Source organism: Bradyrhizobium sp. USDA3516, assembly GCF_057651995.1.
The window spans coordinates 1-23,956 of the sequence record NZ_JBYGYN010000014.1 but is presented as its reverse complement, the minus strand read 5'-3'; the positions used below and the strand labels follow the sequence as shown (position 1 = coordinate 23,956).

At 59.5% G+C, this 23,956-nt stretch carries 20 protein-coding genes; 6 read left to right on the top strand and 14 right to left on the bottom strand.

Annotation, left to right across the window (positions count from 1 at the left end; translation table 11 throughout):
- Positions 1 to 59 precede the first annotated feature (59 nt).
- A complete protein-coding gene (locus AC24YW_RS33325) occupies positions 60 to 449 on the top strand; it encodes an H-NS histone family protein (RefSeq protein WP_487486787.1) in 390 nt (129 codons plus the stop codon).
- A gap of 63 nt (positions 450 to 512) precedes the next feature.
- Here the strand turns inward: AC24YW_RS33325 and AC24YW_RS33320 are convergent, their stop codons facing one another.
- From AC24YW_RS33320 to AC24YW_RS33280, 9 genes are all read right to left on the bottom strand, one after another.
- Positions 513 to 1,580 carry a nucleotidyltransferase family protein gene (locus AC24YW_RS33320; RefSeq protein WP_487486665.1) on the bottom strand — a complete coding sequence of 356 codons (1,068 nt, stop codon included), beginning with the start codon at positions 1,578 to 1,580 and terminating at the stop codon, positions 513 to 515.
- On the bottom strand, positions 1,567 to 2,685 hold the full coding sequence (locus AC24YW_RS33315; protein ID WP_487486664.1) for a serine/threonine protein kinase: 1,119 nt from the start codon (positions 2,683 to 2,685) through the stop codon (positions 1,567 to 1,569). The genes AC24YW_RS33320 and AC24YW_RS33315 overlap by 14 nt, the downstream gene beginning before the upstream one ends.
- Before the next feature lie 198 nt (positions 2,686 to 2,883).
- On the bottom strand, positions 2,884 to 3,126 hold the full coding sequence (locus AC24YW_RS33310) for a hypothetical protein (protein WP_487486663.1): 243 nt from the start codon (positions 3,124 to 3,126) through the stop codon (positions 2,884 to 2,886).
- Positions 3,127 to 3,534: 408 nt separating this feature from the next.
- A complete protein-coding gene (locus tag AC24YW_RS33305) occupies positions 3,535 to 3,687 on the bottom strand; it encodes a hypothetical protein (RefSeq protein ID WP_487486662.1) in 153 nt (50 codons plus the stop codon).
- Positions 3,688 to 5,171: 1,484 nt separating this feature from the next.
- Positions 5,172 to 10,646: a DUF4082 domain-containing protein gene (locus AC24YW_RS33300; RefSeq protein WP_487486661.1), complete on the bottom strand. Its 5,475-nt coding sequence runs from the start codon at positions 10,644 to 10,646 to the stop codon at positions 5,172 to 5,174.
- A 557-nt stretch (positions 10,647 to 11,203) separates the two neighbouring features.
- On the bottom strand, positions 11,204 to 12,433 hold the full coding sequence (locus AC24YW_RS33295; protein WP_487486660.1) for a GTP-binding protein: 1,230 nt from the start codon (positions 12,431 to 12,433) through the stop codon (positions 11,204 to 11,206).
- A 2,093-nt stretch (positions 12,434 to 14,526) separates the two neighbouring features.
- Positions 14,527 to 15,300: an ImmA/IrrE family metallo-endopeptidase gene (locus tag AC24YW_RS33290; protein ID WP_487486659.1), complete on the bottom strand. Its 774-nt coding sequence runs from the start codon at positions 15,298 to 15,300 to the stop codon at positions 14,527 to 14,529.
- On the bottom strand, positions 15,297 to 15,695 hold the full coding sequence (locus AC24YW_RS33285) for a hypothetical protein (RefSeq protein WP_487486658.1): 399 nt from the start codon (positions 15,693 to 15,695) through the stop codon (positions 15,297 to 15,299). The genes AC24YW_RS33290 and AC24YW_RS33285 overlap by 4 nt, the downstream gene beginning before the upstream one ends.
- Positions 15,696 to 15,705: 10 nt before the next feature.
- Positions 15,706 to 16,311, bottom strand: coding sequence for a hypothetical protein (locus AC24YW_RS33280; protein ID WP_487486657.1), 606 nt, complete (start codon positions 16,309 to 16,311; stop codon positions 15,706 to 15,708).
- A gap of 114 nt (positions 16,312 to 16,425) precedes the next feature.
- Between AC24YW_RS33280 and AC24YW_RS33275 the strand changes: the two genes are divergently transcribed.
- The 5 genes from AC24YW_RS33275 (at position 16,426) to AC24YW_RS33255 (ending at position 20,006) form a co-directional block, all read left to right on the top strand.
- Positions 16,426 to 16,920: a DUF2604 domain-containing protein gene (locus AC24YW_RS33275; RefSeq protein WP_487486656.1), complete on the top strand. Its 495-nt coding sequence runs from the start codon at positions 16,426 to 16,428 to the stop codon at positions 16,918 to 16,920.
- A gap of 2 nt (positions 16,921 to 16,922) precedes the next feature.
- A complete protein-coding gene (locus AC24YW_RS33270; protein WP_487486655.1) occupies positions 16,923 to 17,534 on the top strand; it encodes a putative metal-binding protein in 612 nt (203 codons plus the stop codon).
- Positions 17,531 to 18,019, top strand: coding sequence for a Mov34/MPN/PAD-1 family protein (locus AC24YW_RS33265; RefSeq protein ID WP_487486654.1), 489 nt, complete (start codon positions 17,531 to 17,533; stop codon positions 18,017 to 18,019). The genes AC24YW_RS33270 and AC24YW_RS33265 overlap by 4 nt, the downstream gene beginning before the upstream one ends.
- Before the next feature lie 2 nt (positions 18,020 to 18,021).
- Positions 18,022 to 19,578, top strand: a complete 1,557-nt coding sequence (locus AC24YW_RS33260; protein WP_487486653.1) for an E2 ligase fold family C protein — start codon at positions 18,022 to 18,024, stop codon at positions 19,576 to 19,578.
- 119 nt (positions 19,579 to 19,697) lie between these two features.
- Positions 19,698 to 20,006, top strand: a complete 309-nt coding sequence (locus tag AC24YW_RS33255; RefSeq protein ID WP_487486652.1) for a hypothetical protein — start codon at positions 19,698 to 19,700, stop codon at positions 20,004 to 20,006.
- 51 nt (positions 20,007 to 20,057) lie between these two features.
- Here AC24YW_RS33255 and AC24YW_RS33250 read toward each other — a convergent pair whose 3' ends face one another.
- From AC24YW_RS33250 to AC24YW_RS33230, 5 genes are all read right to left on the bottom strand, one after another.
- Positions 20,058 to 20,294, bottom strand: a complete 237-nt coding sequence (locus tag AC24YW_RS33250) for a hypothetical protein (protein WP_487486651.1) — start codon at positions 20,292 to 20,294, stop codon at positions 20,058 to 20,060.
- Positions 20,295 to 20,313: 19 nt separating this feature from the next.
- Positions 20,314 to 20,469, bottom strand: a complete 156-nt coding sequence (locus AC24YW_RS33245) for a hypothetical protein (RefSeq protein WP_487486650.1) — start codon at positions 20,467 to 20,469, stop codon at positions 20,314 to 20,316.
- 352 nt (positions 20,470 to 20,821) lie between these two features.
- The gene (locus AC24YW_RS33240) at positions 20,822 to 21,421 is read right to left on the bottom strand and encodes a hypothetical protein (RefSeq protein ID WP_487486649.1); all 600 of its coding nucleotides are present in this window, start codon (positions 21,419 to 21,421) and stop codon (positions 20,822 to 20,824) included.
- Between the two features lie 772 nt (positions 21,422 to 22,193).
- Positions 22,194 to 23,078, bottom strand: a complete 885-nt coding sequence (locus AC24YW_RS33235) for an ABC transporter permease (RefSeq protein ID WP_487486648.1) — start codon at positions 23,076 to 23,078, stop codon at positions 22,194 to 22,196.
- On the bottom strand, positions 23,071 to 23,937 hold the full coding sequence (locus AC24YW_RS33230) for an ABC transporter ATP-binding protein (protein WP_487486647.1): 867 nt from the start codon (positions 23,935 to 23,937) through the stop codon (positions 23,071 to 23,073). The genes AC24YW_RS33235 and AC24YW_RS33230 overlap by 8 nt, the downstream gene beginning before the upstream one ends.
- Positions 23,938 to 23,956: the final 19 nt, after the last annotated feature.

Genomic DNA, 23,956 nt, shown 5'->3' with positions numbered 1-23,956 from the left:
GACGCAGCTGGGAGGATGGTGGATGAATGACCAGTCCGTCGAGCGGTGACGAGGATGCCATGCGGAGGCAGGATCTCGAAGCCATGGGTTTTGAGGAACTTTGGCTCCTTCACGAGGAGCTCACGAAGATTCTCGCGGAAAAAATTTCAGCCGAAAAGCGGGAACTGGAAAAACGCCTTGCGCAGCTGAACCAGCCGGACCAGTTCGGTGACCCTGAAAACGCGGCGACCGAAACGGGAGCAGGCCAGCCGCAGCCGCGCCGCAAATATCCGAAGGTCTTGCCGAAATACTGCAACCCGCTCCAGCCGACCGAGACCTGGTCCGGACGCGGCAAACAGCCTCGCTGGCTAGTCGCCGCCCTTCGGTCCGGCCGCACGCTGGATGAATTCAAGATCCGCGAGAACGGCGACTCGCCTGACCGGAACGCTGGTGGACGGGAACATTCCTAGCTCTACAGCCACTGGGAAGAGGCTCCCTTCATCTCCAAGGTCGATGTTGTCGTCGCCGATCCCCTAGACCTTCCCCGCACGAACTGCGGCGGCCGCCTTCAGCAGAAAGTGCAAGGTGCCCGCTTTTGGGATGGACCACAGCCCGCGGCGCGCGCTCCGCGCGGAGCCAAGGGACGCATCGCGCCGGTAGTTTCTGAGATCCAGAACGGTCATCGCGAGGAGGGGCACGCGTGAGCTCGGAAAACGCGCCTGCGTCAATTGGCGAACGAACTGCAGACGCGGAATCAGTCGGGAGCGCAGCGCATGCGGGATCTCGACCCCAAGCAACTGCGCCAGGGCGACCAGCTGGGTTTCAACCGCGTTCTTCATCAGTTCGCCCGAGCTATGGGAGCTGAGTTCCTCCCAATCGAGACCTCCAACGGAACTGTTCAGATCGCGTAGTTCGACCAAATGCCGAAGGTCCAGGTCGCCGAGCCAATAGCCGTAGTCTTGAAATTGATCATGGATGATCAACATGAGCGCCCGGTCCATGGGCGTCGGAATTCGCACGCTCCCCCGCCCCAGCGCCGCAGTGACGCAATGGCTCAGCGCAGGGTCGCGGTAGAAGTGGGCGGGGCCTGGAGCGGCCTGTTGCAGATCGATGGTGCCGACATCCGTCGATCGGATCAGTTCGACGAACCATCTCCGGCTTTCTCGAGACGCCTGAATATGAATGCCATAGCCAACTTCACGAAGAGCAGCAATTGCTGCTTCAGCTTCATCCGGCATGACCATGATATCCAGATCGGACATCAGCCGAACTCCGCGCCGCTCGCGAGGCGCGGCAGCCAGCGTCGCGGCCCCTTTTAGCAACACGGGCGTCACTCCGCGGCCATTCATCGCAACGACGGCTTCCTCCAATTGATCCAGCAACCGCTCGTTTCGATGAACATTCCGACGATAGATCTGGCGGACATACCCGCAGAGGTCCTCAGGTAGCACCGATTCATATCGATCAACGAAGTCGATAAGCGCGGGTGTCGTCAGCGTCTGGTTCGCGAGCCCGATTACGGACATCCAATCCACGTTGACGGGCGGCGCACCTCGCAGGCAATCACAAAGGCTGATCAGCGCCCTACTATGCTTTCCCATCGCACAAATCCACCAACAGCTCCCGAGCTTCTACCGCTTCGCAATAGGTAAGCAGAAATGATCGTGCACCAGAAACGATCCCCTTCAACGCGGAAAAGCCGGTCGTCGAAAGCCTTCCATCGGCGGCAAATGCGCCCTCAATGAGCCGCTTCATCGAATCGAGTTGATTCAAGGCGGTCAGCTTCGGCGAACCGCTCGCGACCCTGTTCAAGAAGATGATCCAGTTAACCGAAAGACTCCCGTTGTACGCATTCGGAACCTGCAAGTACCGCACCTGAGCGCCATCGGCTCGGCGATGCGTGACGCCGTCCCAATTGCTGCGCAATACCGACAGCCACTCCCACGATCCTTCCTTGAGGGTGAGGGCAAATGGGACACCACAGGCAGTGCCGTCATCATTGATCAGTACAACATCATCGCCGGAATATTGAAATTCCGCGTCCACCAACTGGAGTGTAAGTGTCGACTTGCCGGCTCCCGCTTCCCCGCATAACAGCAAGCCAGCCCCATTCTTCGCAAGAGACGCAGCATGGAGAGCGAAGACCGACCGATCACTTCGGATAAGCCGGTCGGTGAGGTGAGCTTTGATTGTAGGCGCAAGTGCCTCGACTCCGCACCTATGGAGGCCAGCGTCGCTTCCGCCGAAGAGCACGTGATCATCCAGCATCATCGCCTCGACCGCAATATCGGCTTGGCCGCCCACGTTGGGGTCCGAAGCACAAAACAGCGAAACCATCCGCTGCAAGAGCTGCCGGCTTTCAGCCCTCACGCTGATACGATGCCGCCCTAGCACCGCCGAGAAGGCGCAATTCGTCGACATTCGCCGATCGACGTCCAGCAACCCTCGATCGATCCAAGCGCTTATGGCCTGCCGCACGAACTGGCGAGCTACGGACTCACCAATGTCCAGCGCGCCCAGTTCGTGATACACGGCTGCCAGAGACGCTCCTTGTGCCAACCTGCACCAGATAAAGCCGCCTACCTGGTCCAGCTGATAGATCTTCTGCCCTGTGGCGCTGAACAGCACCGGCTGACCATCGAACAGCGCAAAGACCGCATCGATCGCCGGCTTGAGCACCACTTCCGCGGAGGATTTTTCCAGCACGAATTCTACCAAATGAGCAATCGACCTCGTCCCTGTATCGATTCAGCGGCGAGCAGATCCTCGCCATACTATGCGCAGCATCGCTCGAAAGAACAGCCAACTCGGCTTGGATGTGTTTCGAAGGCGATCCAGGCCCAACGCTCAACGCCGGCATACATCGCTGCCGGCGCCTCGTTCGAACGCGGATGCCGCACCCGATCAGACGGCCAGCCGATTGCTTTCGCCCTTTCCGATTGGTGGGATATTCAACACGTCTTCATCAGCACTTGGCCACGCAGCCACACGATGAGCATCGAGTAGATATCGGTAGACTTCCCGAGTGGCGCTGCGCTCCCTAAGTACGCGCTCTTTCTCGCCGATAATTGCAAGCTCCTCGCGCATTTTCGCCAATTGCTGCGCAGTAGCCCTGGAATTACGCATCTTAAAAATTGATTGAGACATCGTTCCCTCCCAACCGAACGAACCCAGAAAAAAATAGTTTACGTCATCCGCCCAAATTAACAAACGAAAAGCGATAATATAAAAGAACAAAAATTTTGTTCTTTTGGCTGAACCCGCAGCATTCCCTTCGATACAAAGAAGCGCCTGAGACTCGCTGTTCCAGCCGGAATTAATTCAACGGCGTCACATAAAACGTCGATCTCGAAATGAAACAAGGCGTTAGATGCTTAATCAGCAAATTGAATTTCTGCTATGAGTGTGAGCGCATGTAAGGGGGGAATGAACTGTGATTGGCCGGACCGAGATATCTGTCGCGCACCAGGACAGCCCCGCGCAAGCAAGCCCGGTCGATTGGCAGAGCACTCTCGTGTGCAAACGCGCCAAGTAAACCCGCACTCACGCCGCAGCTCACCTTTCATCCACCAGCGAGCTATGTCCAGGAACGGTCACATGGGTATGATTATGGTCAAATGCCCCCAAACCGATCGCATCATTCCCACTGGAATTGCGTGTGATCGTGAGACGTTTCTGCGAAGCGCGGTATTTTTCGGCAATACTCATTGCCCGGTCTGCCGCGTCGATCACAACTGGTTCGCTCGCGAGGCCTGGGTCGAGGAGCCGGTTGCTCCGCCCTGCGAAGATGCTCAGCGCGGCGCGGCCTTGCTGACCACAGAAACTCGGTGCACGTTGGGAACCGATTGGCGGCAGCCTGCGAGCCCAAGCAGGCGGCTATAGATTGGGTGCTGCGCTCGTGAGTTTCCTCGATCTCTCGTCGCTGCGTCCCCCGCCCCCACGCACCAGTTCACCTCCCCGGTGCGGGCCATCGGGCGCAAATGCGGATTGAAGGCCGCTGAGCCGAAACCCACCAGCCTTCGTCTACGGAACCGGTACGCAGCTAAGCCGAATGAGGATTGACGATGGTGTACCCTTTGAGGGAGCGCGCATGGATTCTCGTTGCGCGCCCACGCGAGTTTGCGTCGTACGCCATCCAAATGTCACCGGCGACGTGGCGCTCCAGGACGAAGACGTGTCCGGGCCGTGCGGCAACCATTCCCGGTGCCGGCGAGGAACGGGGAAAACGCAGCCAATTGGCCGCGAGATTCAGCTCGGGCACGATGCGACCAAACACTCGTATGGCCGCACCACACCCGCAGAATGATCGAGGGCAACCCGCCGGGCGACCACCGACGATCTTGGTTCCAGACGAATCCAAGCTGCCGAGGGACATTCGAAAGCTGCGCGCGCCATGTCGCTCTGGATTCCGGGTTGGTGCGATGACTCTCTGGGTATGCATCACCGAGTATGAAAAATCGCAAGGCATACTCACATTGCATTCAGGCGGGGGAGTGGCCCGTAGAGGGCGCGCCTCCGAGGAAATAGTGGCTGCCAACACGACAGCTGACGCAATGACTATTCGGCCGAATATGCAGGACTCCAAGTTTGATGGGCCCTGCCCCGACGCAGAAAGGGCGATGCATTCTGTCGAAATTAAGTCTTAAATCCCTCCAATTAAATATCGACGGCGAGATTATTAAATCATTCCAGTCATCTCTACTGGGCTTTCCCGATCATTGTCGCTGTCGACACTTGCGGCATCTTTCGATCTTCCACGGCTGACGCGCGTGGAGCCATTCTTGACTGGAAAGGTCGGCTTTGCCGTTTGGTCCAGTGCAGCAGACAGGCCCAGCTGCAGAGCGCGCGGGCGCTGTTTAGCCTTCACCATCACTGGCGTCAGCGCAAATCATGCGCAGTTCGTCCCCGCGCACATCGCAAAGGGACGGCATTCGAGGCATCACGCGGAGTATAGCTTCTTCGAAGTTGCCGACATGAGCCCTCTCGGATCTACTCTTCCCGCCAGCCTCTATTGGGTACCTTCACGTTCGACGCCGTTTCTGCAGTTCGCCCGCGCTCATCGAGGTGACGGACTCGTACGCGGCTTCCCTTCGGCTGCGCTTGGATTCGCCCAGACCGGCGTTTACTTTTCAAACGTGCAGTGTACGCAGCGGGATCACCGTCGGCTCGCGTCATTGTCAGCCGCTGCCCGGCTATGCAGACAGTTGCGGACGGAACAGAACATCCACGCCGTAACTCGATGAGTTGTAGGTGTTGGTGGGGAAGAGGCTGTTTGATCCATACGCATACACCCCATTGCCCCCGCTCGAGGCCGAGGATGGCGCAGTCAGCGGTCCGTTTGTGACCTCCGAACTAAACAGGTTGGGATCGACTGAGTAGTTTCCTGACGTGTGATACGATGCAACATACGTCGTCCCTGGCGTGAGGGTGACGGCCGTGGGGAAGTTGACTTGCTGCCAGCCGCTCGCCGTCTCATTGGTGAAGGTGGTTGTGGCCAGCAGGGTGCCGGTGCTGCTCCATAGATTGGCGGTATGAGTGCCGGTGTTCGACGGGCCCTTGTAGAAGCGTAGCCCGGTGACATCGCCGGCGCTCGACGCCCGGAATTTGAACCCAAGCTCCACCGAGTTCGGATCATTGACCGATACCACACTCGGCGGATTGTTGCTGAACAGACTTACGATGCTCGCAGATGCCGCGTTGACGGTCAGAGAGGCGGACGCGCTTGCCGTCCCGCCTCGACCATCAGAGATTGCATAGGTGAACGACGCCGGTCCTGTGTATCCCGAGTTCGGTGTGAAAGTGACGCTGCTGGTCTGCGCGTTGTAGCTCGCGGTGCCGCCGGCGCCGTTGCTCACGCCCGTGATGGTCAGGGGATCGCCGTCAGGATCGGTATCGTTGGCCAGCAAGGCCGAAGCTGGGATCGAGATCGCAGTGTTCTGAGTAGCACTGAACCCGGAGTCATTCGTCGCAACTGGTGTTCGGTTGGCACCGCCGCTCGTGGGACTATACACCACGTCCACCCAGTAGTTGGTTGCCCCGAAGGTGCTCGTTGGAAACAGATTGCCGGTGCCGTAGGTGTAGACGCCATTGTTGCCGGCGGGCGCTGTGAGCTGACCATTGACGCGCGGGGTGGTAAAGTAGTTGCTCGTGGACGTGTAGTGCCCATTGCTGTGGTAGCTTGCCACATAAGTCGTGCCGGCGGCGATCGAAACCGGATTATTGAAGAGGACGGTCTGCCACCCACTGCTGGTTTCGTTCGTGAATGTCGCGGTCGCCAGCAACGTGCCTGTGCTGCTCCACAATGACCCCGTATGGGTGCCGGTGTCGCCCGTCCCCTTGTAGTACTTGATGCCGTTGATGGTGCCGGCCGCGGATGACGTGAAACGCACCCCGAGATTGACCTGGGCCGCGTCAGGATCCGACAGAATGGCCGGCGTGTCGGAACTTGAAAACAGGCTCACTGACGGCGTGGTCACCGTCAAACTAGCCGTTGCAGTTGCGGTGCCGCCGCGACCATCCGAGATGGCATAGCTGAAGGATGCGGCACCGGTGTAGCCGGTGGTCGGCGTGAAGGTGACACGATTGGTCTGGGCATTGAAGCTGACGGTGCCGTTGACACCGGCGCTCACACCCGTGATCGTCAGCGGGTCGCCATTCGGATCGGTGTCGTTCGCAAGCAGGGCAGACGCGGCAATAGTGAGAGCCGTGTCCCGCGTGGTGCTGTAGCCGCTGTCGTTGTTAGCTACCGGCGGCTGGTTCGCTGCCGTATTTACCGTCAGGCTGACCGTTGCAGTCGCGGTTCCGCCCTGTCCGTCGGCGATGGCATAGCTGAAGGAAGCCGCACCGGTATAGCCGCTGCTCGGCGTGAAGGTGACCGTATTGGTCTGGCTGTTGAAGCTGACCGAGCCGTTGACGGCGCCGCTCACGCCCGTGATCGTCAGCATCCCGCCGTTCGGATCGGTGTCGTTGGCGAGCAGTGCCGCCCCTGCAATCGCAAGTGCCGTGTTCTGAGTGGTGGTGTAGCCGCTGTCGTTGTTGGCAACCGGCGGCTGGTTGCTGCCGCTGGACGGCGTGAACACAACATCGACCCAGTAATTCGAAGCGTTATAGGTGTTGGTCGGGAAGATGCCGGACGTGCTCGTGCCGCCATAGGAGTATACGCCGTTGCCACCGGCCGTCGTGGTCGAAAGCGCGGTCAAGGGGCCATTGGTGACAGCCGTAGTGAAGTAGTTGCCGGTCACCACATAGGCGCCGGTGGTGTGATAGGAAGCAACATAGGTCGTGTTGGCTGCGATCGAAACCGGGGACGGCAGGGTAACGGTCTGCCAGCCGCTGGCCGACGTATTGGTGAAGGTGGCCGTGGCAAGGCGGGTGCCCGTTGACGTCCAGAGATCAAGAACGTCGGCGCCAGTGTCGCTGGCGCTGCGGTAGAATTTGAGAGCCGTAATCTGACCGGCGACCGAGGACGTGAACTTCATCCCGACTTCAAGTTGGGATCCGTCGTTGAGGTTGGTCTGCGCTGGTGTATTTGACGCGCTGAAGAGGCTGAAGGGGCCCGATCCGAGCGGGGCCACCGTGAGGCTGACATTGGCCGTAGCCGTGCCGCCGCGCCCGTCCGAGATCGTGTAGCTGAAGCTGGCCGGGCCACTATAGCCGGCGTTGGGCGTGAACGTGATGGTGTTGTTCTGCGGGTTGGGCTGAGCATTGAGGGCGACCGTGCCGTTTGTCGCTGCGCTCACGCCGGTTACGGTCAGCAAATCTCCATCGGGGTCGCTGTCGTTAGCGATCAGCGACGCCGCCGTGATCGTCGTGGGTGTATTCTGTGTCACGTTCGCGGTATCGTTCGCAGCCACCGGCGCCGTATTGGTGGTGGACGGGTTGAACATGACGTCAACCCAGAAATTGGTCGATTGGAACGTGCTGGTCGGGAACGCCGTATTATTGCTGTAGGTATAGACGCCATTCCCATCGGCGAGGGCGGTCAGCGGACCGCTCGTCACATTGCTCGTGAAGTAGTTCACGCTGGAGGAGTAGTGGCCCACATTGGTGTGATAGGACGCGACATAGGTGGCGCCTACCGTTAGCGGAACCGGGTTGGAGAAGGTCACACTCTGCCAACCGCCCACCGTTTCATTTGCAAAGGTGGCGGTTGCCAGCAAGGTGCCGGTGCTGGTCCAGAGTTCACCGGTGTGGATGCCTGTATCCTGGCTGCTCTTGTAGAAGCGGATCCCGCTGACGGTGCCGGCGGTCGACGTTTGGAACCTCACACCGAGCTCGACGGCGCTTGCATCGGTGGTGTTGACCGTGGCGGGCGTTGCAGAGCCCGGAAAAAGCGAGACGTAGGACGGCGCGGTAACATTCACCGTGCGACCTGCCGAAGGCGTTTCCAGATTGATGCTGTCGTCCACCGCGCGTGATTTGATGGTGTAGGTCCCGGCAACCTGTGGCGACCAGGTATAAGTCCACGTCTCGTCACCGATCGCGTTTTGCCAACTCAGTCCGCCATCGGTCGAAACTTCTACGCCGGCGATCACGCCGCCGCCGACATCCGCTGCCGTGCCGGAAATCGTGACCGCAGTCCCGACGCTGAAACTTGCCAGTGCGTTGATGGCGGACGTCGGAGCCGTCGAGTCCGTCGAGGCGGTACCCGCAATCATCCCCGGCTGTAGCGTTCCCGGTTGAATCCCCATCTCGGCGAGCAGGTTGATCATCGCCTGTTGCACGCGCGGATCGGTTGGCGTCGGCGCCAGATCGTGATTGTCGCTGAGGCCCCACGACCAATAGACCGTTCCGGCGCCGAAGACCAATGCGCCGCTCGGAGCGCGGTAGAGCGTCAGATTATGGGTCGAGACGCCAGGTCCGGTCGTGTTGCCGTAGTCAAGCAGGTAGGTATTGACCGGAACGGTCGTCGAGGACAGCCGGACCAGGCCGGCCGGATCGAATCCGTTGTCGGGGGCCTCGTCCCACTCATAGCCGAGATAATTCTTGGTCAGCGTGGCTGTTTGCCCGGGCTGAAGATTGGCGACGCTGGTGTTGCGCCAGAATCGCAGGTTGGCGTCATCATAGGGAATGGTGATCGACTGGAGGCCGCTGCCTTGGCCGACATCATCGACCTGGAACATCTGCCCGATCAGGGCATTTTCCGGAATTCCCCCGCCGACCGCCGGCGGGCTGAGGCGTGGATCACGGAACGTCCCGGTCCACTGATCGCTCGGATCGATCGAGGCTCCTGGTGACCAGGTCTCCTTGTAGGAGATCAAGGTGCGGTAGGCCGCGGCGTCGCTGCTTATGCTGTTGCCCCAGCGCGTACGCCAATACATCTCGTTGCCGCTCCAGAACGCGAGATTGACGCCGGCATCGCGGGCCGCCTGGACGTTGGCGCGTTGCTGTCCTGACCAATATTCGTCGTGTCCGACATCGAGGTAGAGCTGGTGGTTGAGGAGGAGACTACCGTAACGGTCTGCATCGACTCCCGACATGTAGGAGACGTCGTAGCCATTCTGCTCCAGCCAATAGATCGCTGAATATTCGGCGCCGAACAAATAGTCCTGCGGACCGGCGAAGGTACCGACGTTGCCGCGGGTCGCGATCGGCCGGTTGTAACTCACCGCATAGGCGCGTCCCGCGCCTTGTCCGGTCGCGGGACCGTTGCCGCCATAGAAATTGGCGCCGCCCCAGCCGTTATAGGCCTGCCAGGTCGTGTCCGAGGTCTGGAAGACCACATCGCTGGTGCTGCTGTCGTCTCGAACGATGAAGGGGATGTGATTGGCGCCGGCAGTTCCATCCTGGCGCACAAGCTTTGCAATATAGACGCCGGACACGGCATCGGCCGGAATATCCCAGGAGGCTGAGACCGACCAATTGCCCGCATCGACCAGGCCGGTCGCGGCGTCGCGCAGCGGTGTGGGCTGATTTTGCACGCCCGTGTGCTGGATGGTGTGGACCTTTCGCGCGCCCATTCCGCCATAGTAGCCGAGGCGGTAGATATCGATCCGGTAGTTTGATGAATTCGTATTGATCTTGAAGTCGACCCGATTGCCCCGATTGACGCTGATGTCGGTGGCGAAACCCTCGATGTTCGAACTGCCCGCGCCAACGATATCCCATTCGCTTTGCGGGTTTCCCGGCTTCTGGTTCTCGAGAACGACCGGATTTGTAGAAGTCGCTGCGGCGGCAAGGCTGGTCGATTCCGTCGTGGCGGCCTCCCGGCCGGCCGGGGGCGCAATTGCGGTCGTCACCGCGCCGGACAGAATTCCGATTTGACCCGGCGGTGTCGCGTTTCCGATCTCTCCTCCGCCTGGCAGGACGTTCCAGTTGGCAAGCGGCGCAACGTGCTGCAATGACATGGCGGCACTGGTGGAAGCTCCCATGATTCCAGCCTGGCCGGACAGCACGAAATCCGCTCCGCCAGACACTCGAGTGCCCTGCAACTGCCCGCTGTGGGCTGCACTTTGATCGAGCAATCGTGTGGGGGCAATGAAGTAGCCGCAACCACAAACCTGCGCGGCCGCCGGAATTGTCGACGATCCGACGATACTCGGGGCCAAGGTTGCCGAGGGGATCCGGCCCAGGATGACGACGGGGTTTGAAGTCGTTTGGTCGGATGCCGCAGAGGTTGGCGTTCGCAATCCTGCGGTCACGCCTGCGAGTTCGGCATTCGAAGCCATGCTGGATGAAGATAGCGCAGCGGTATCTGAGGCGCGCAGGCCCGTTTCCAGCGGATTTCGCGCTGGGTGCGGTGACAGTCTCTCGTCCTCGGCCTCTGGATCAGACGCCCAGATAGTTCTCCGGTGCGGTGTCCGTGGCCAAGTCCGCAATCCGAGAGCTAACTGGCTCAAGCCAGGCTTTTCGTACAAGGACCTCATGACATCCTCGCGAGAGATTGGGGAAATATGAACGACGAGTTCTGACGCCGGTCACCCAGCCGACTGCGTGGATGTCGAAGCGACATCTCCAATGTTCGCGAACGAGCCAATTTTAAACTGACAGGCGGGGCTCTGGAGCCGGAAGCGAGCGCGAAGCCGCACTGCTCGATCTGCCTTTCGGCTGCGGTTGCACCGTTGCTCGTAGTGGCTGCTATGACCATGGTTGCCAAAAATTCAATCGCGGCGCATTAAAGAGGATATATTAACTTATTAAATATTTAATATCAAGATTCTTCGTATCACATGATCGCCATCCGGCAGCATTGATGTAGTTGGAATGCAATGCGCCTGCGCGCCGCTTAGCTTGCGTGATCAGGATACTGCCAAGGCGGAAAGGGATCGCTGAGATTGCGCCAGCTCTGGGGATCGAACCCATTCTCGGAATCGGCAAGGCAGGCATCCAGCGAGGCTCGAATGGACGCTTCGTCCATGCCTGAACCGATGAACACAAGCTCCTGGCGGCGATCGCCCCAGGTGTTGTCCCATTGGTGATCGAGATGTCGTTGGATCTCGGGATGGCTCGGCCACGTCGACTTCGGGACCGTCGCCCACCAATGTCCCATGGGCTCGCATCGACGCTGCATCCCTGCGACGGAGAGAACACCCACCCAATCCGGACGGGTCGCAAGCCAGAAATGTCCTTTGGCGCGTATCACGCCTGGCCACGGCTTATTGAGAAAGGACAACAGGCTGTGCGGATCGAACGGGCGTCTTTCCAGGTAGACGAAACTCGATACGCCGTACTCCTCGGTTTCCGGAACATGGGAGGCGGGACTGTATAGCTCCTTGTTCCAGAGAGGATGAGCCGCAGCCTTCGCTTCATCGAAGAGGCCGGTGTTGAGAATTGTGCGGATGGGAACGTCGCCGAAGTCGGTCTCGATTTGGCGCGCCCGTGGATTGAGCGCGGCAACGACCTTGCGAATCTCCGCACGCGTCGCCTCCGTGACTTCTGACACCTTGTTTATCACAACCACGTCAGCAAATTCGATCTGCTCAACAAGGAGATCAACGAGCGTACGTCCATCGGAGGGATCGCGTAACTCGCCGTGGTCGCGCAGCAGATCGCGGCTGTTAAACATGGCGAGCAGGTTCAAGGCGTCCACGACGGTAACCATTGTATCAAGGTTCGCCAGATCAGAGAGCGAGGCACCGGCTTCGTCGCGAAAGGAGAACGTTGCGGCGACAGGAAGGGGTTCAGAAATCCCGGTACCTTCGATCAGAAGGTAGTCGAAGCGCCGCTCTTCGGCCAATCGCCTGACTTCCAGCAGGAGATCGCCGCGCAGCGTGCAGCATATGCAACCATTACTAAGTTCCACGAGCGTTTCGGTTGTATGCGACAGATTCGCGCCACCGTTACGAACCAGATTTGCGTCTATGTTCAACTGACTCATGTCGTTGACGATGACCGCAACTCGGAGGCCCTCGCGATTCCTCAGCACATGGTTGAGCAATGTCGTCTTCCCCGACCCCAGAAATCCACTGAGCACGGTGACTGGTAGCCGATTGGCGGCGCGTGCTGCCTCTTTCATAAGCCTCCCGGCTGGCTGATAACTTGCGGACCGAACGACGTTGATGAAGGCAGGCACTGGTGCAGAGGCTCACATCGCAACCATTTAGACGTCGCTTTGGCTACGCCCGCCCCTGCCTGCCCCTCTCTCGTGAATGGGCAGCTGCATTGCGCCTCATGTGCATGCGACGACACCCCACTCAAGAGGGCGTGAACCAGCCGCACGGGACGAAAACACACCGCGTCAACTATCGTCACTCACGGTCCTCTGCCCCACATCAGCGAGGCGTAGAGGTGAACCGCGAACAAAAAAAATGGCCGCGTACCCCACGAAGAACAGCATTTGAGGCATCGCGCGGAGAATAGCTTCTTTGATATTGCCCATAAGAGCCTCCAGGGACTACCCGTTCCCTGCGATGAGCTTGGAGGTCATACGCTCTTGCCTTCGAAACCGCTTTGCAGATCGCTATGCTCCTTCAGGAGTTCGCGAAGACGTTCTGCATTGCCAAGTTGTGTTTCCTGCCACTCAATTCGATCCTCTGCAGTCCACAAATAGGACTCGCGATCGAACCGAGCCTTCTCCTCTCTCTCGATTCTTACGTATACTTCGATTTCACGCTCAACACTGGTCAATCGCTCTTGCAGATCACCTCGTCGGCTCGGCGGGCACGACTCGTTTTTGTCGGACGCCCGTTTAAATCTGATCGCCGAATGAAGGGTTTGGGTGCATTCACTCTCGCGCCTTGTGAAAGGCAACGTTGGGGCCTGTTCGAAATACAGCCTGTTGCGTGTGGCAACGAATTTGCCCCTCAATGAGTGCACCGTCATGAAACGCACCTTCTCAACGAAGCGAAATAATCCAAAGTTTAGGCCATTCGAAAATATGGAATATATATCTTAAGCTATAGCCGCCGCTCGTTGCCGGCGCCTCGGGCGCAGCACCACAGCACGCTGGTGGCCGGCTTATGCGCTGCCTCACCTCGAATAGGCAGGCGCCTCCGAGGTGGATTCGCCTGGACCCAGATTGCCAGCCTGTCAGCCAACCACTGCTCACGGCGAAACCCACCAGCCCTCCGGAAAGGTCTCTAGCGGCTCCTGAGTTGCATTCTCCTCCGCCGGCGCATCAAGGGCCGGTTCAGATCGTAGGTCGAAACCTTGGCATTTGCAGAAGACAAGTCCAACTGATGGCCGCCAGGTCACCGCTCTCTCTTGCAGAACGTGCACAGCGTGATGTCGGTTTCTGCTCATGTTGCCCTATGGGTGATCGTTACTCTGTTGAGCAAAGCATGGTCTTTCCTGGCACGCGACGGGGTATGCCACCAGTTGCCTTGAACCACTTCAACGGCAACCCGAGGAGATAGCCTCGCCTCTTCAACTCATCTTCGGTTCTATTCAAAGCCTGGGCGATAGAGCTCGACGATGCTCGGGAATTCACCAGCTTTCGAAAAAGCTCATCTTCCCGGCTCGTCCAGCGATTAGCGGTCGTATTCATCTCGGGTCCTCATCACCTCCCGCACTCGGGATGGAGCTCCCCGGCACCGACGCGATTATAATCGCATTTCAGGCGATTAAAATATTTAATTTTAAGTATAATTAATTAATATGGAGACAAACACCGTCCCGCTGTTCGCCCCTTTTTCCGATTTGCTCGCCCGAATATCCTGTCCTACGACGAGCCCGTAATCGGGCTCCCCATTGGAACCTATTCGCTCGATCGATGAAGGGACAGAAACAGGGAAAGTTGCACGCGCGACAGACTTTGCGACAGCCAGCCACAGACTAGTGTGCACCACGCTCAAAGAACGAAGGAGCGCCGGTCTAAACTCTGATATGCCAGAGTATTTTATGGTGGGCGCACCAGGGCTCGAACCTGGGACCCGCTGATTAAGAGTCAGCGACGGGTTGAGAGCAATCAATCACTTACCGGTCGCACCCCAGAGCTTATCTGGCGGAAGATGGGGATTCGTCGCACGATTATAGTCGACAACAATCTGGCTACCAGCTAGCGCCGATCTCCCACTTTTCGTTTTTTGACCCGCGGCATGAGCTGTTCCAAGGTGTCGAGTCAGGACGGGGGCGCAAGAACGTAAGTCGACTTCTGGATGAGCCGCGAAGTCAGTCGCGAAGCATCTTCGTATCGTTGAAAAACAGTATCGTGCAGATCTGATCGGCCGCGACACGGAAGGTCTCTTCATAGATCTCGAAGTCTTCGGCTCCCCTCCGGTCGAACCAGGCATCGGCCCCGATGCGCCTAGGACCGCTTTTGTCCTCATGTTTTCCGAATAGGGCGGAAAACGCATAGCTCTCGTGATCCAATTCCTGCCTCGGAAACCAGTGTTCCGGCACGCTCGGCGCCTTCCTGAACCAGGCACGCCCCTGTTGCGAATGGGATACCAGCATGATCGGAAAGAAATCCGTCTCCGCGATCTTCAACGCCGTGGCGGTCAGGCTTACATCGAAAGCTTCAGCAGTCTCCCTCACGGCCTTGAGTGTGGGTCGTCGCAAGGATCTGAGCATCGGCTCGAGCAGATACCGCGGCAACAGAAGGTCCGACGCATAGTCATCGGCGACCCGCTCCGGATCGGTCGCGGAACGCTTTCGATTACCGATGTCGTCCGACCGGCAGATGAGGCAGCGTCCTCGATGATGATGCCAATGCCCCAGTTCATGTGCGATCGAAAAGCGCTTTCGTCGGGGCGACGCCTTGACGTCGACGGTGATGATCGCCCGATCGCCCCGTCCGACGATCCTCGCTTCGCAAGAGTGCAATTCGCGAACGTTGATCCGAGCGCCCAATTCCCAAGCGATGGCCTGCAGATCGATCTCTTCGGGGCGATCTATCCCGAAATCCTGTAGAAGCAGCTCCGGCAGAGTGAGGCGACGGCTCACGACTGGTCTCGATCCTCCGCTTCCCACGCGTCGAGCTCCGCGAGGTCCTGGTCCAGGCTAGCGGCATCCGCCTCCGCGTTCGCCGTTCCGCTCCTAGCGGCTAAAGTCATCTTCTTGTCCAGAACGGGATCCGATTTTCGCAAAGATAGCACCCGTTGGCCGTCGGCCCTCATCCCGCTGCGGGCCGTCGCAGCACTGGCGACATGGAGCGCGACATCAGTCTTCGCACGGGCCAAGCGCAGTTTTCCGACCATCGCTTTCGCTCGGAGTAGGTCTTTACGGGATGCGGCGACGTCCTCCTTGCCGACGAGCCCGGCCGCTTCCGAGTCGCTCAAACCCAGAATTTCCTCGATTATGGCCTCGTCGAGCCGATCGACGCGCTCTTTTTCGCTCATGGTCGTGTCCTCAAAGCGGTACGCCATCGGGGAAACTTACCTGCAATTTACGAATCCATCGTTTTCGGGCGGCAGCCAACCCCTTCGTGTCGGTTCCGAGCACGTCTTCAAGTTCTTTTCCGCGCTGGCCGTCGGCCAACGCCTCGACCAAAAGTTCGAGTTCGTAGTCCCCGGACACCAGCTGCCCTGCTCTTTCGATCTCTTTCGTATACATGGTCCGTGCCAAAGCCTGAGCTTCCGGAGACGGCGTGTTCTGATCTTCCGGCTCTTGGACCTCGCCGACGCCGTACTCCGGTACGTAGACGAGCTCCAGCCCGGCGTTCTCCCGTGCCCTTTTGCGGGACCTGGGCGTTTCAGACGCGATGCTGCGGATGGTGCCGGCGAGGAACTCTACTATGCCGATCCCGACCTTACAGGTTCGGCTCGACAGGACCCTCAAGAAGGCCTCCTGCCTCAGATCGTCTTCCGACATGTTCGTGCGGGGTGCGAAGTGACGCGCGACCATCGTCAGCCGACGGTGGTCGTCGTCACTCAACCCATCGAGCGCCGCCCGGATCTCTGCCGCCGTGTAGCGGATAGCACCCGGGCCGGTTTCTTCGGAATCTTCGGACCGCATGAGGCCCCCTGTTGGGCAACCTACTTTGAAATGCGCCAGCGAAAGCGGATTCGGACAAAAATATTCTTCCGTCCGAATCCACCCCGGCGAGCGCATTGGGTTGTAGATGGCAGCATGTCAGCTGTCCACGATACCGCGGGCTTTGGCCCGGAAAGGTTAGCTAACATGTCGGAATCGGGAAATAAATCGGCCGAACAGCTCGAGCGCGAGGCCGAGTTCTTGAAGAAGGAAATCGAGGGCGTCGACGAGGTCATTCGATCCGAGGAAAAGATCAAGCACGACCTCGAAAAACGCGAGCATGAACTCGAAGAAGAGGCCCGTCGCGAGCGCGAAAAGCACGATCGCGACCATAATCATGGCCATCTCGTGCGGATCACCATCGTGGTCAATGGCCAGCCGGTCGTCATCGAGGCCGAAGAGAAGGAAAAGCTGACCGAAGTCCGGCAAAAGGCACTGCAGGAGACGCAAAATTTGGCTCAGCCGGCCGAGAACTGGGAAATCAAGGACGAAGCCGGAACCGTGCTGGATCCGGAAAAGCGCGTCGGCGAATACCACTTCGGCAAGGAAGTCACCCTCTTCCTCAGCCTCAAGGCGGGGATCGCCGGCTAACCGTGACACAGGTCGTTGAACCCGAGGTATCACGAGCCAAATTCGACCGGGAAGTCGCCGCCTATCGTAACCTGGAGGCGACCTACCGGAAGCGGGGATGGCTGCTGCTCGATGCCGAATTTCCCGAAGTCTTCGTCGTCTTCGCCGCGACGAAGCTTCGACCCGCTCCCATCGTCGCCGCGGTCGTCGTCGACTTCACGGACTACGATCTGCAACCGCCGTCCGTCCGCTTCGTCGACCCGTTCACGCGCGAGAAATTGCTCGCCTCGACCGTGCAGTTTCAGATGCTTCGGCGTCCGCCGATGCCAGGCATTCCACCGGAAGCCATGGCGGAGCTGATGCAACAAGGGGGCCTAAAGCTGTCGAGCATGATCCAGGCCAACAGGCCGGATGACTACCCCTTCGTCTGCCTGCCGGGTGTCCGGGAATATCACGACAATCCAGCGCATACGGGAGACTCATGGCTGCTGCATCGGGGTTCTGGCGAAGGCTCTTTGGTCTTCATTTTGGAGAAGATCTGGATGTACGGAGTCGATCCGCTCTCGACGTACAACCTCCAAATTCAAGCGCAAGTGACCGGGGTCATAGCGCATCTACAAGGAATTCCGGAGTGAAGCGGCTGGCCGACGTAGAAAAGGTCATAGTCAAACGGCGGGACGCGCAACTCGTCCATTCTCACCTTCGCGACGTCGGTCGCCAGGGATACGAGGGCTTGGGGCTCTGGGCGGGTCGGCAGAGCGGATCCTTATTTCAGGTGGATCGAGCGATCATACCGGCCCAGCGCCACATCCGCACCGCCGACGGCGTGTGCGTCATCACTGGAGCCGAAGAACTCCACCGCCTCAATGTCTGGCTGTACCGAAACGGCCTAACGTTGATCGCGCAGATCCACAGCCATCCAGGACGCGCCTATCACTCCAGTACTGATGACGAATTCGCGGTCGCCACCACGGTCGGTTGCTTCTCGTTGGTCGTGCCGGATTTCGGGACCGGACCGCTCGAGATTGGTCGGTTCGCGTCGTATCGGCTGGATGCGTCGGGCAGCTGGCGCGAAATCCCGGCATCGCGCGCAGCCCAGACGATCGTGATCGAGGACTAGAGATGGCCTTCGCGAATTTCTTCGACCGCACGGTCACAGCCGCGTCGCAGGTCCTTTCGAACTTCAACCTCGACACCTACAAGGTTACGCTGTCCGGACATCAGATCGGTTTGTGCTTCGACGAGTCGGCGGCAACGTCGCCCGAAGGTCGCGCGACATTGGAAATGTGCGTCAGGATCCTGGCGCGCCTCTATCCGGCGATCGTCATCGCCGGCGTTGGCAGCGAAGCGGAGGCTCTTGGAAAGGAACTGGCAGCGCTGGCCATCGCAATCAACGACCGCATAGATCTGCCCACCGACATCGCGCGGTCCACGGTGGCGATCGTCGTCGGCGCGACGGACCCGACCAACGACATGACCAAGATATTCGCCGGATCGGATGGCTGGCGTGCGCGTCTGTCCGCCGACGCCCCGGTCGGATCAGGGCCGACCACGAACCCGTTCGGCGCAGGGGCCGCAGCCTGTTTCGCCACCGCGAACGTGTTTCGGTTCGTGTTTGCACCCCAGCTCGTGTGCGGCGGTCTCGATCGCCAGATCGACCTCTCACTGTTCGACTATCGGCAGGAGAGCGGACCGGGTCTGCGGCTGCCCGATCATATCGATTTGGGAGACGCATACCTGGCCGGCCTCGGCGCCATCGGACACGGCGCGATGTGGGCGATGGGCCGCCTGCCTAGTCTTGCCGGCACGCTGCACACCGTCGATCACGATATGGTCGATCTCTCGAACCTGCAGCGCTACGTCATGGCCGTGCAGAAGGATGTCGGCACGCCGAAATCTAAGCTGGCTCGCAGGTTGCTAAAACGGGACGGCCTACGCATCACTGCGCATCCCTTGAGATGGAGCGATTTCGTCGCCGGGCGCCGGAACCGACGTTTCGAGCGGGTCGCGGTCGCGCTCGACAATGCTGCCGACCGCATCAGCCTCCAAGCGTCTTTGCCTCGTTGGATCGTGAATGCCTGGACTCAGGAGCTCGATCTCGGGATTTCGAGACACGGTTTCGATGACGGCAAGCCCTGTCTTGCCTGCCTTTATCTGCCGTCCGGCATGGTCAAGAGCGAAGACGAACGGGTTGCCCAAGAGTTGAGATTGCCCGAAGCGAAGCAGGAAGTTCGCGAGCTTCTGCAGAAAGGTGAAGGTGTATCGGAGAACTTCGTGCAGCGTGTCGCGACTGCCTTCTCTGTTCCTTATGCCGAGCTGCAGCCGTTCGTCGGTCAGCCGCTGCTCAATTTTTATCAAAGAGCGATCTGCGGTGGGATGATGATCGGTCTGACGGGCATCGGGAATGTTGGGACGGCTGTCGTTCCAATGGCGTTTCAATCCGCGCTCGCCGGAGTGGGGCTTGCCGCCGAGTTGGTGAAGCACGCCGCAGGCTTGCCGATACCGCAATCGACCAGTACGCGAGTGAATCTACTGCGGCCTCTGGCTCCTGTACTAGCCGATCCGCGTGCTCGCGACACATCGGGCAGGTGTATCTGTTCCGATCAGGATTTTCTCTACGCATACAGGCGAAAATACGCCCTTGGCGGGACGGCTGGTCGGAACAGCCCGCGACGATAACTGGTTGCAGTCCTGCGATGGCCTGCATTGCGCTATCTGCCCGTTGATCGTCTGACGAGCTTGACGATCTCAGCCGGGTCGGCCGTCAAGCCTTATCGCCAGAGGATGGCGTTCTGTAGATGCTGGTGGCGAGCGATGGTGGCAAGGATCATCATACAGCGAAGAGCGGAAGACAGAGCTCGCGCGGTGCTTTGCCGTCAAAAGCGGCGCGCCCGGAGCGGCAAATGATTCTTGGCATCGCGCTTAATGCCGGGCGTGAAAGGAAGCTCCGAGGATTTTATTTTGGGCACGTCCGAATGGATCGCCGCCGATCTGCCAAGGCAGAAGAATTCCAGAAGGAGGGCCAATACTGCGTCGGGCAGCATGCGCGGCTGGATAAGAAGGAATATCCGGAAGCGGCAAAGCCCGGCGGTTTGAGTGATCGCTAAGGCGAGCCCCTATTCCTTCTTCTTTTCGGGCGCCTCGAGCTTTTTCATCATTCACATCGCCGCAAGTTCATCGTCGCCCATCGCGATGGTCTGGCCGGCAGGCATGAATGCGGTAATCAAACCGCACTGCGTCATCAGGCGGACGTGGTGTTCGTCGACCCAGGCCAGCAGGCCGCCGGCGACCAGTTTTGCGATAGCGGCATCGGCGTCGAACGCCTGTTCTTCCGCCCACTTACGAAAGCCGCGGCTCCGGACATCCAGTTCGCCTTTACGCGCGACCTGCTGCAAAATAACCGCCTCGTTGTCATCACCTCGCGGGGGCCGACTGGGTTGACTGAATCGCGGTCAGTTCCTTCTTGTCGAGTTCATAGTGTTGAAGCTCCCACGCGATCGCCGACTCGAGTTCAACGACGCGCGTGAGAAAGAAAGGCGCGAACCGTTCCGGCTGCAACATGTCGTCCATTGGAATGTATTTCTTGAACTGATTGGAGTCGCGTCCAAATCAGTTCAAGGAGGATACGGATAGGATTCTCGTGATTGAACACGAGCGCGATCCACCACCCCTTCTCAAGGGCTGAGATGTAGGGCTGGCCATTCATCTCGAGCAGGCTGTTATTCCGACACATCACAAGATTGGGATAGGACTCCAAGCCAAAGCCGCGCGCCTCGTTGTTCTGTTCAAGATAATCCGCGAAGGGGGGTTGGCGCACTGCTGGACGGAAAAGAGATCGAGGAGCTCGCCGACCTTTCGCCATGTTGCCTCGACTGTCGCGGGGACATCGGCGATATCGATATCGTCCCCGCTTGAGAAGCAATCAGTCCACGAACCACCCGTCCGTATCGACAGTTGTTGGGAGACTCATCGCGGTGCGAATGCCCTCGCTCACCCTGTTCACCGCCCAAGCCACCCCTGAAAAGTAGTCGCAGAGCCACGCGATATCCCGAAAGGTGGCCAATGCCGAGGCAACCTCCGAAGACTTAAGGTTTGCTTTTGCCCCATGGATCAGTTCATTGCGCAGCGAGACAGCCGCCTTAAGATTTTTGATCAGCCCCACATCAAATCGTGGCGCCCCCGGGGGGAGGAGCTGCGGTAGATATTCCTCGAGAATTCGGAAGATCGGCGGCGAAGGAAGGTTCTGGACGAGCCACGATGTCTGGGGTGCCAGCTTCGAGACAAGAGCTTTGACGGCTACCTCGGCTGCGGTCGCGCCAATGGCGACGGCGCTCCTTGGATTATTCTCCAACAGACTTTCTGCCTCGCGCAACAAGCTCTGATAGAGCGGTTCATCCTCACCGGTTTCAAGGAACCGTTCTATATCGGTGCGCCGGACGTCGGATACGACCAAGTCGGGCCCGAAGGCAGAGAGAGGCATCGCCGGACGACATACGTCGGCTCTCCAGCCCTTGCCATCCATAGACCACTCATGGGGTCCTAACCTTGGCAAATCAACTGGGCCAGGACGGTTGCATCGCCACCGAGCAAGCCCCACGACCCTCGATACTTCCCGCTCGATCTCTGCCTCCGCAGGAGCTATGGCATCCTTCAGAAAAGCTGGCGCGTTATGACGGAAAACCGGATCGGTCGACCTGTTCCACATATCTTCAGAGAGGGACAAATCGTTGGGATCAATCTCGTCTGGGATCTTCCCCGCCGAGAGTGCCTCGTACAAGGCGTAGGCTCGCCGAGACATACCCCAATGTACGGTTCCTATGCATTGGACCGAAGGAGAACGCCACCAACGCCCCTCTACCCTCTGAACATTGGCAAAGTCGACGGACACGGCATACCTGCCTACGTGTTCGAAGCGGACTTTTTCTTGCGGATGAAGACACATGTCTTGGGCAAGGAATGCCATTCGAATAAAGACGCCCTTTTCCCCAGGGGCGCCAAATCCCGACGATTCCCGATCTCCGACTCCTTTGGACACAGGCTCACTCCGTCCATCTGACCGATCTTACGGTCGTCTTTGGACAGTACCCTGCCCCACGGTGGTTTGCGACCGTCGCGAGGGGGGATGGGCGGCGCGACTGCGATTGTCTTCTGCAAAATCGCCCCGTGCCGCCCGCGATTTGACTCTATTCGCGAGCGACGACTAGACGCCTTGATGATCGCGCGGTTCCTTGCGAGACGCGTCACGCGGTGACGGGGCTCGTCGAGAGCAGACGTAAGCTACAAGTGTCCTGCGCTCAAACTCCGAGGGAGTGGGCATCCGCCTTCCACCGCATAAGGTGCCGCTCCAACGCCTCGAGAACGGCATTGAACGCCAGGCCGATCACAGTGATGCCAAGAATGCCGAAATACATCTGCGGGATCAGGAAACTGTACTGGCTGTTGATGATGAGATAGCCGAGACCAGCTTTGGCACCGACCATTTCGGAGGCGACTAGCACGAGCATCGCCGACGCGCTCGCAAGGCGAATGCCAACGAAGATGGTCGGAAGCGCCGCGGGGAGGATCACCTTCCGGAATAACTGTTGTGGCGTCGCACCCATCGTCCGCGCCGATTTGATCAGCAGCGGATCGACTTGCTTCACCGCGGCGACTGTGTTGAGCAGCAGCGGCCAGGCGCAGCTATAGATCACCATGGTGATCTTCGACATCTCACCGATGCCCAGCAGCAAGATGAACACCGGCAGCAACGCCAGCGGCGCGGTGTTGCGGCAAATCTCGATGAACTGGTTCAGGAGATTGCCGAGCCGGGCGTACCAGCCCACAGCCAAGCCAAGCGGAACGATCAAGGCGACCGAGATCAGGAATCCGCTGAGCGCGCGCAGCAGGCTCGCCGAGACATCGTCGTAGAGCTCGCCGGTTTGCGCGAGCTGCCAGCCGGCGGCGATCACCTCGGAGAATGGCGGTAGGAACACGGGATCGATCAGGCCGAGCCTCGGGGTCGCCTCCCACACCGACAGCAACAGGATGAGCAGCAGCGACCGGTGCCCGAACGCGGCGAGCCCGCGCATGGTGTTACGAAGCCCGCTGGCGATCCGGGACGGTCCATGCCGCCCACCGGCTATCGACGTCGGACGCCCATGCGCCAGCTCCAGCAGCGTCAGTGTTTCCAGGCTAGACATGGGCAACCTCCTTCGCCTCGGAATTGATACGAAGCGCGCCGACGCCGCCCCTCAATTGTCCCTGCTGCGCCTTCTGCACCTCGTCACGGAGCTGGCTCCAGATTTCATGCCGCACCTGGCCGAACTCCGGCAGCGAGCGCACGTCGTCTGCCTCGTTGCGCAGCGGGGCGGGAATCTCGATGAGCTGCTTGATGCGGCCCGGGCGCGACGTCATCACCGCCACGCGTTGGCCGAGCACGACCGCCTCGTCGATGCCATGGGTGATGAAGACGATGGTCTTGCCGGTGGCGCGCCAGATCCGCAGTAACTCGCCTTGCAGCGTCTCGCGGGTCTGGGCATCGAGCGCGGCGAATGGTTCGTCCATCAGCAGCACTTCCGGGTCATAGGCGAGGCTGCGCGCGATCGCGACGCGCTGCTTCATGCCGCCGGAGAGTTCGTGCGGATAACGATTGGCAAAGCCGGACAGGCCGACGAGATCAAGGAAATGGTGTGCGATCTCGCGCCGCCGACGAGCGTGGAGCCCGCCGATGTCGAGCCCGAACTCGACATTCTCCGCGGCCGTGCGCCAGGGAAATAGCGCGTATTGCTGGAACACGATGCCGCGGTCGCGACCAGGACCCGTGATCGGCCGCCCGTCCAGCAGGATGCGGCCACTGGTCGGGGTCGTGAGCCCCCCGAGCAAATCGAGCAGTGTCGATTTCCCACAGCCACTCGGGCCGACCAGAGCCAGGAACTCGCCTGCACGAACATCCAGGGTAATGTTCTCCAGCGCAGTGAATCGGTCCGGCGGGCGGCCTGCTTCACCTCGCGCGACGAAGTCCTTTCGGACCCGCTCGAAGCTGATCTTGACAAAACTCATTGCGCATCCGCCGTCTTGC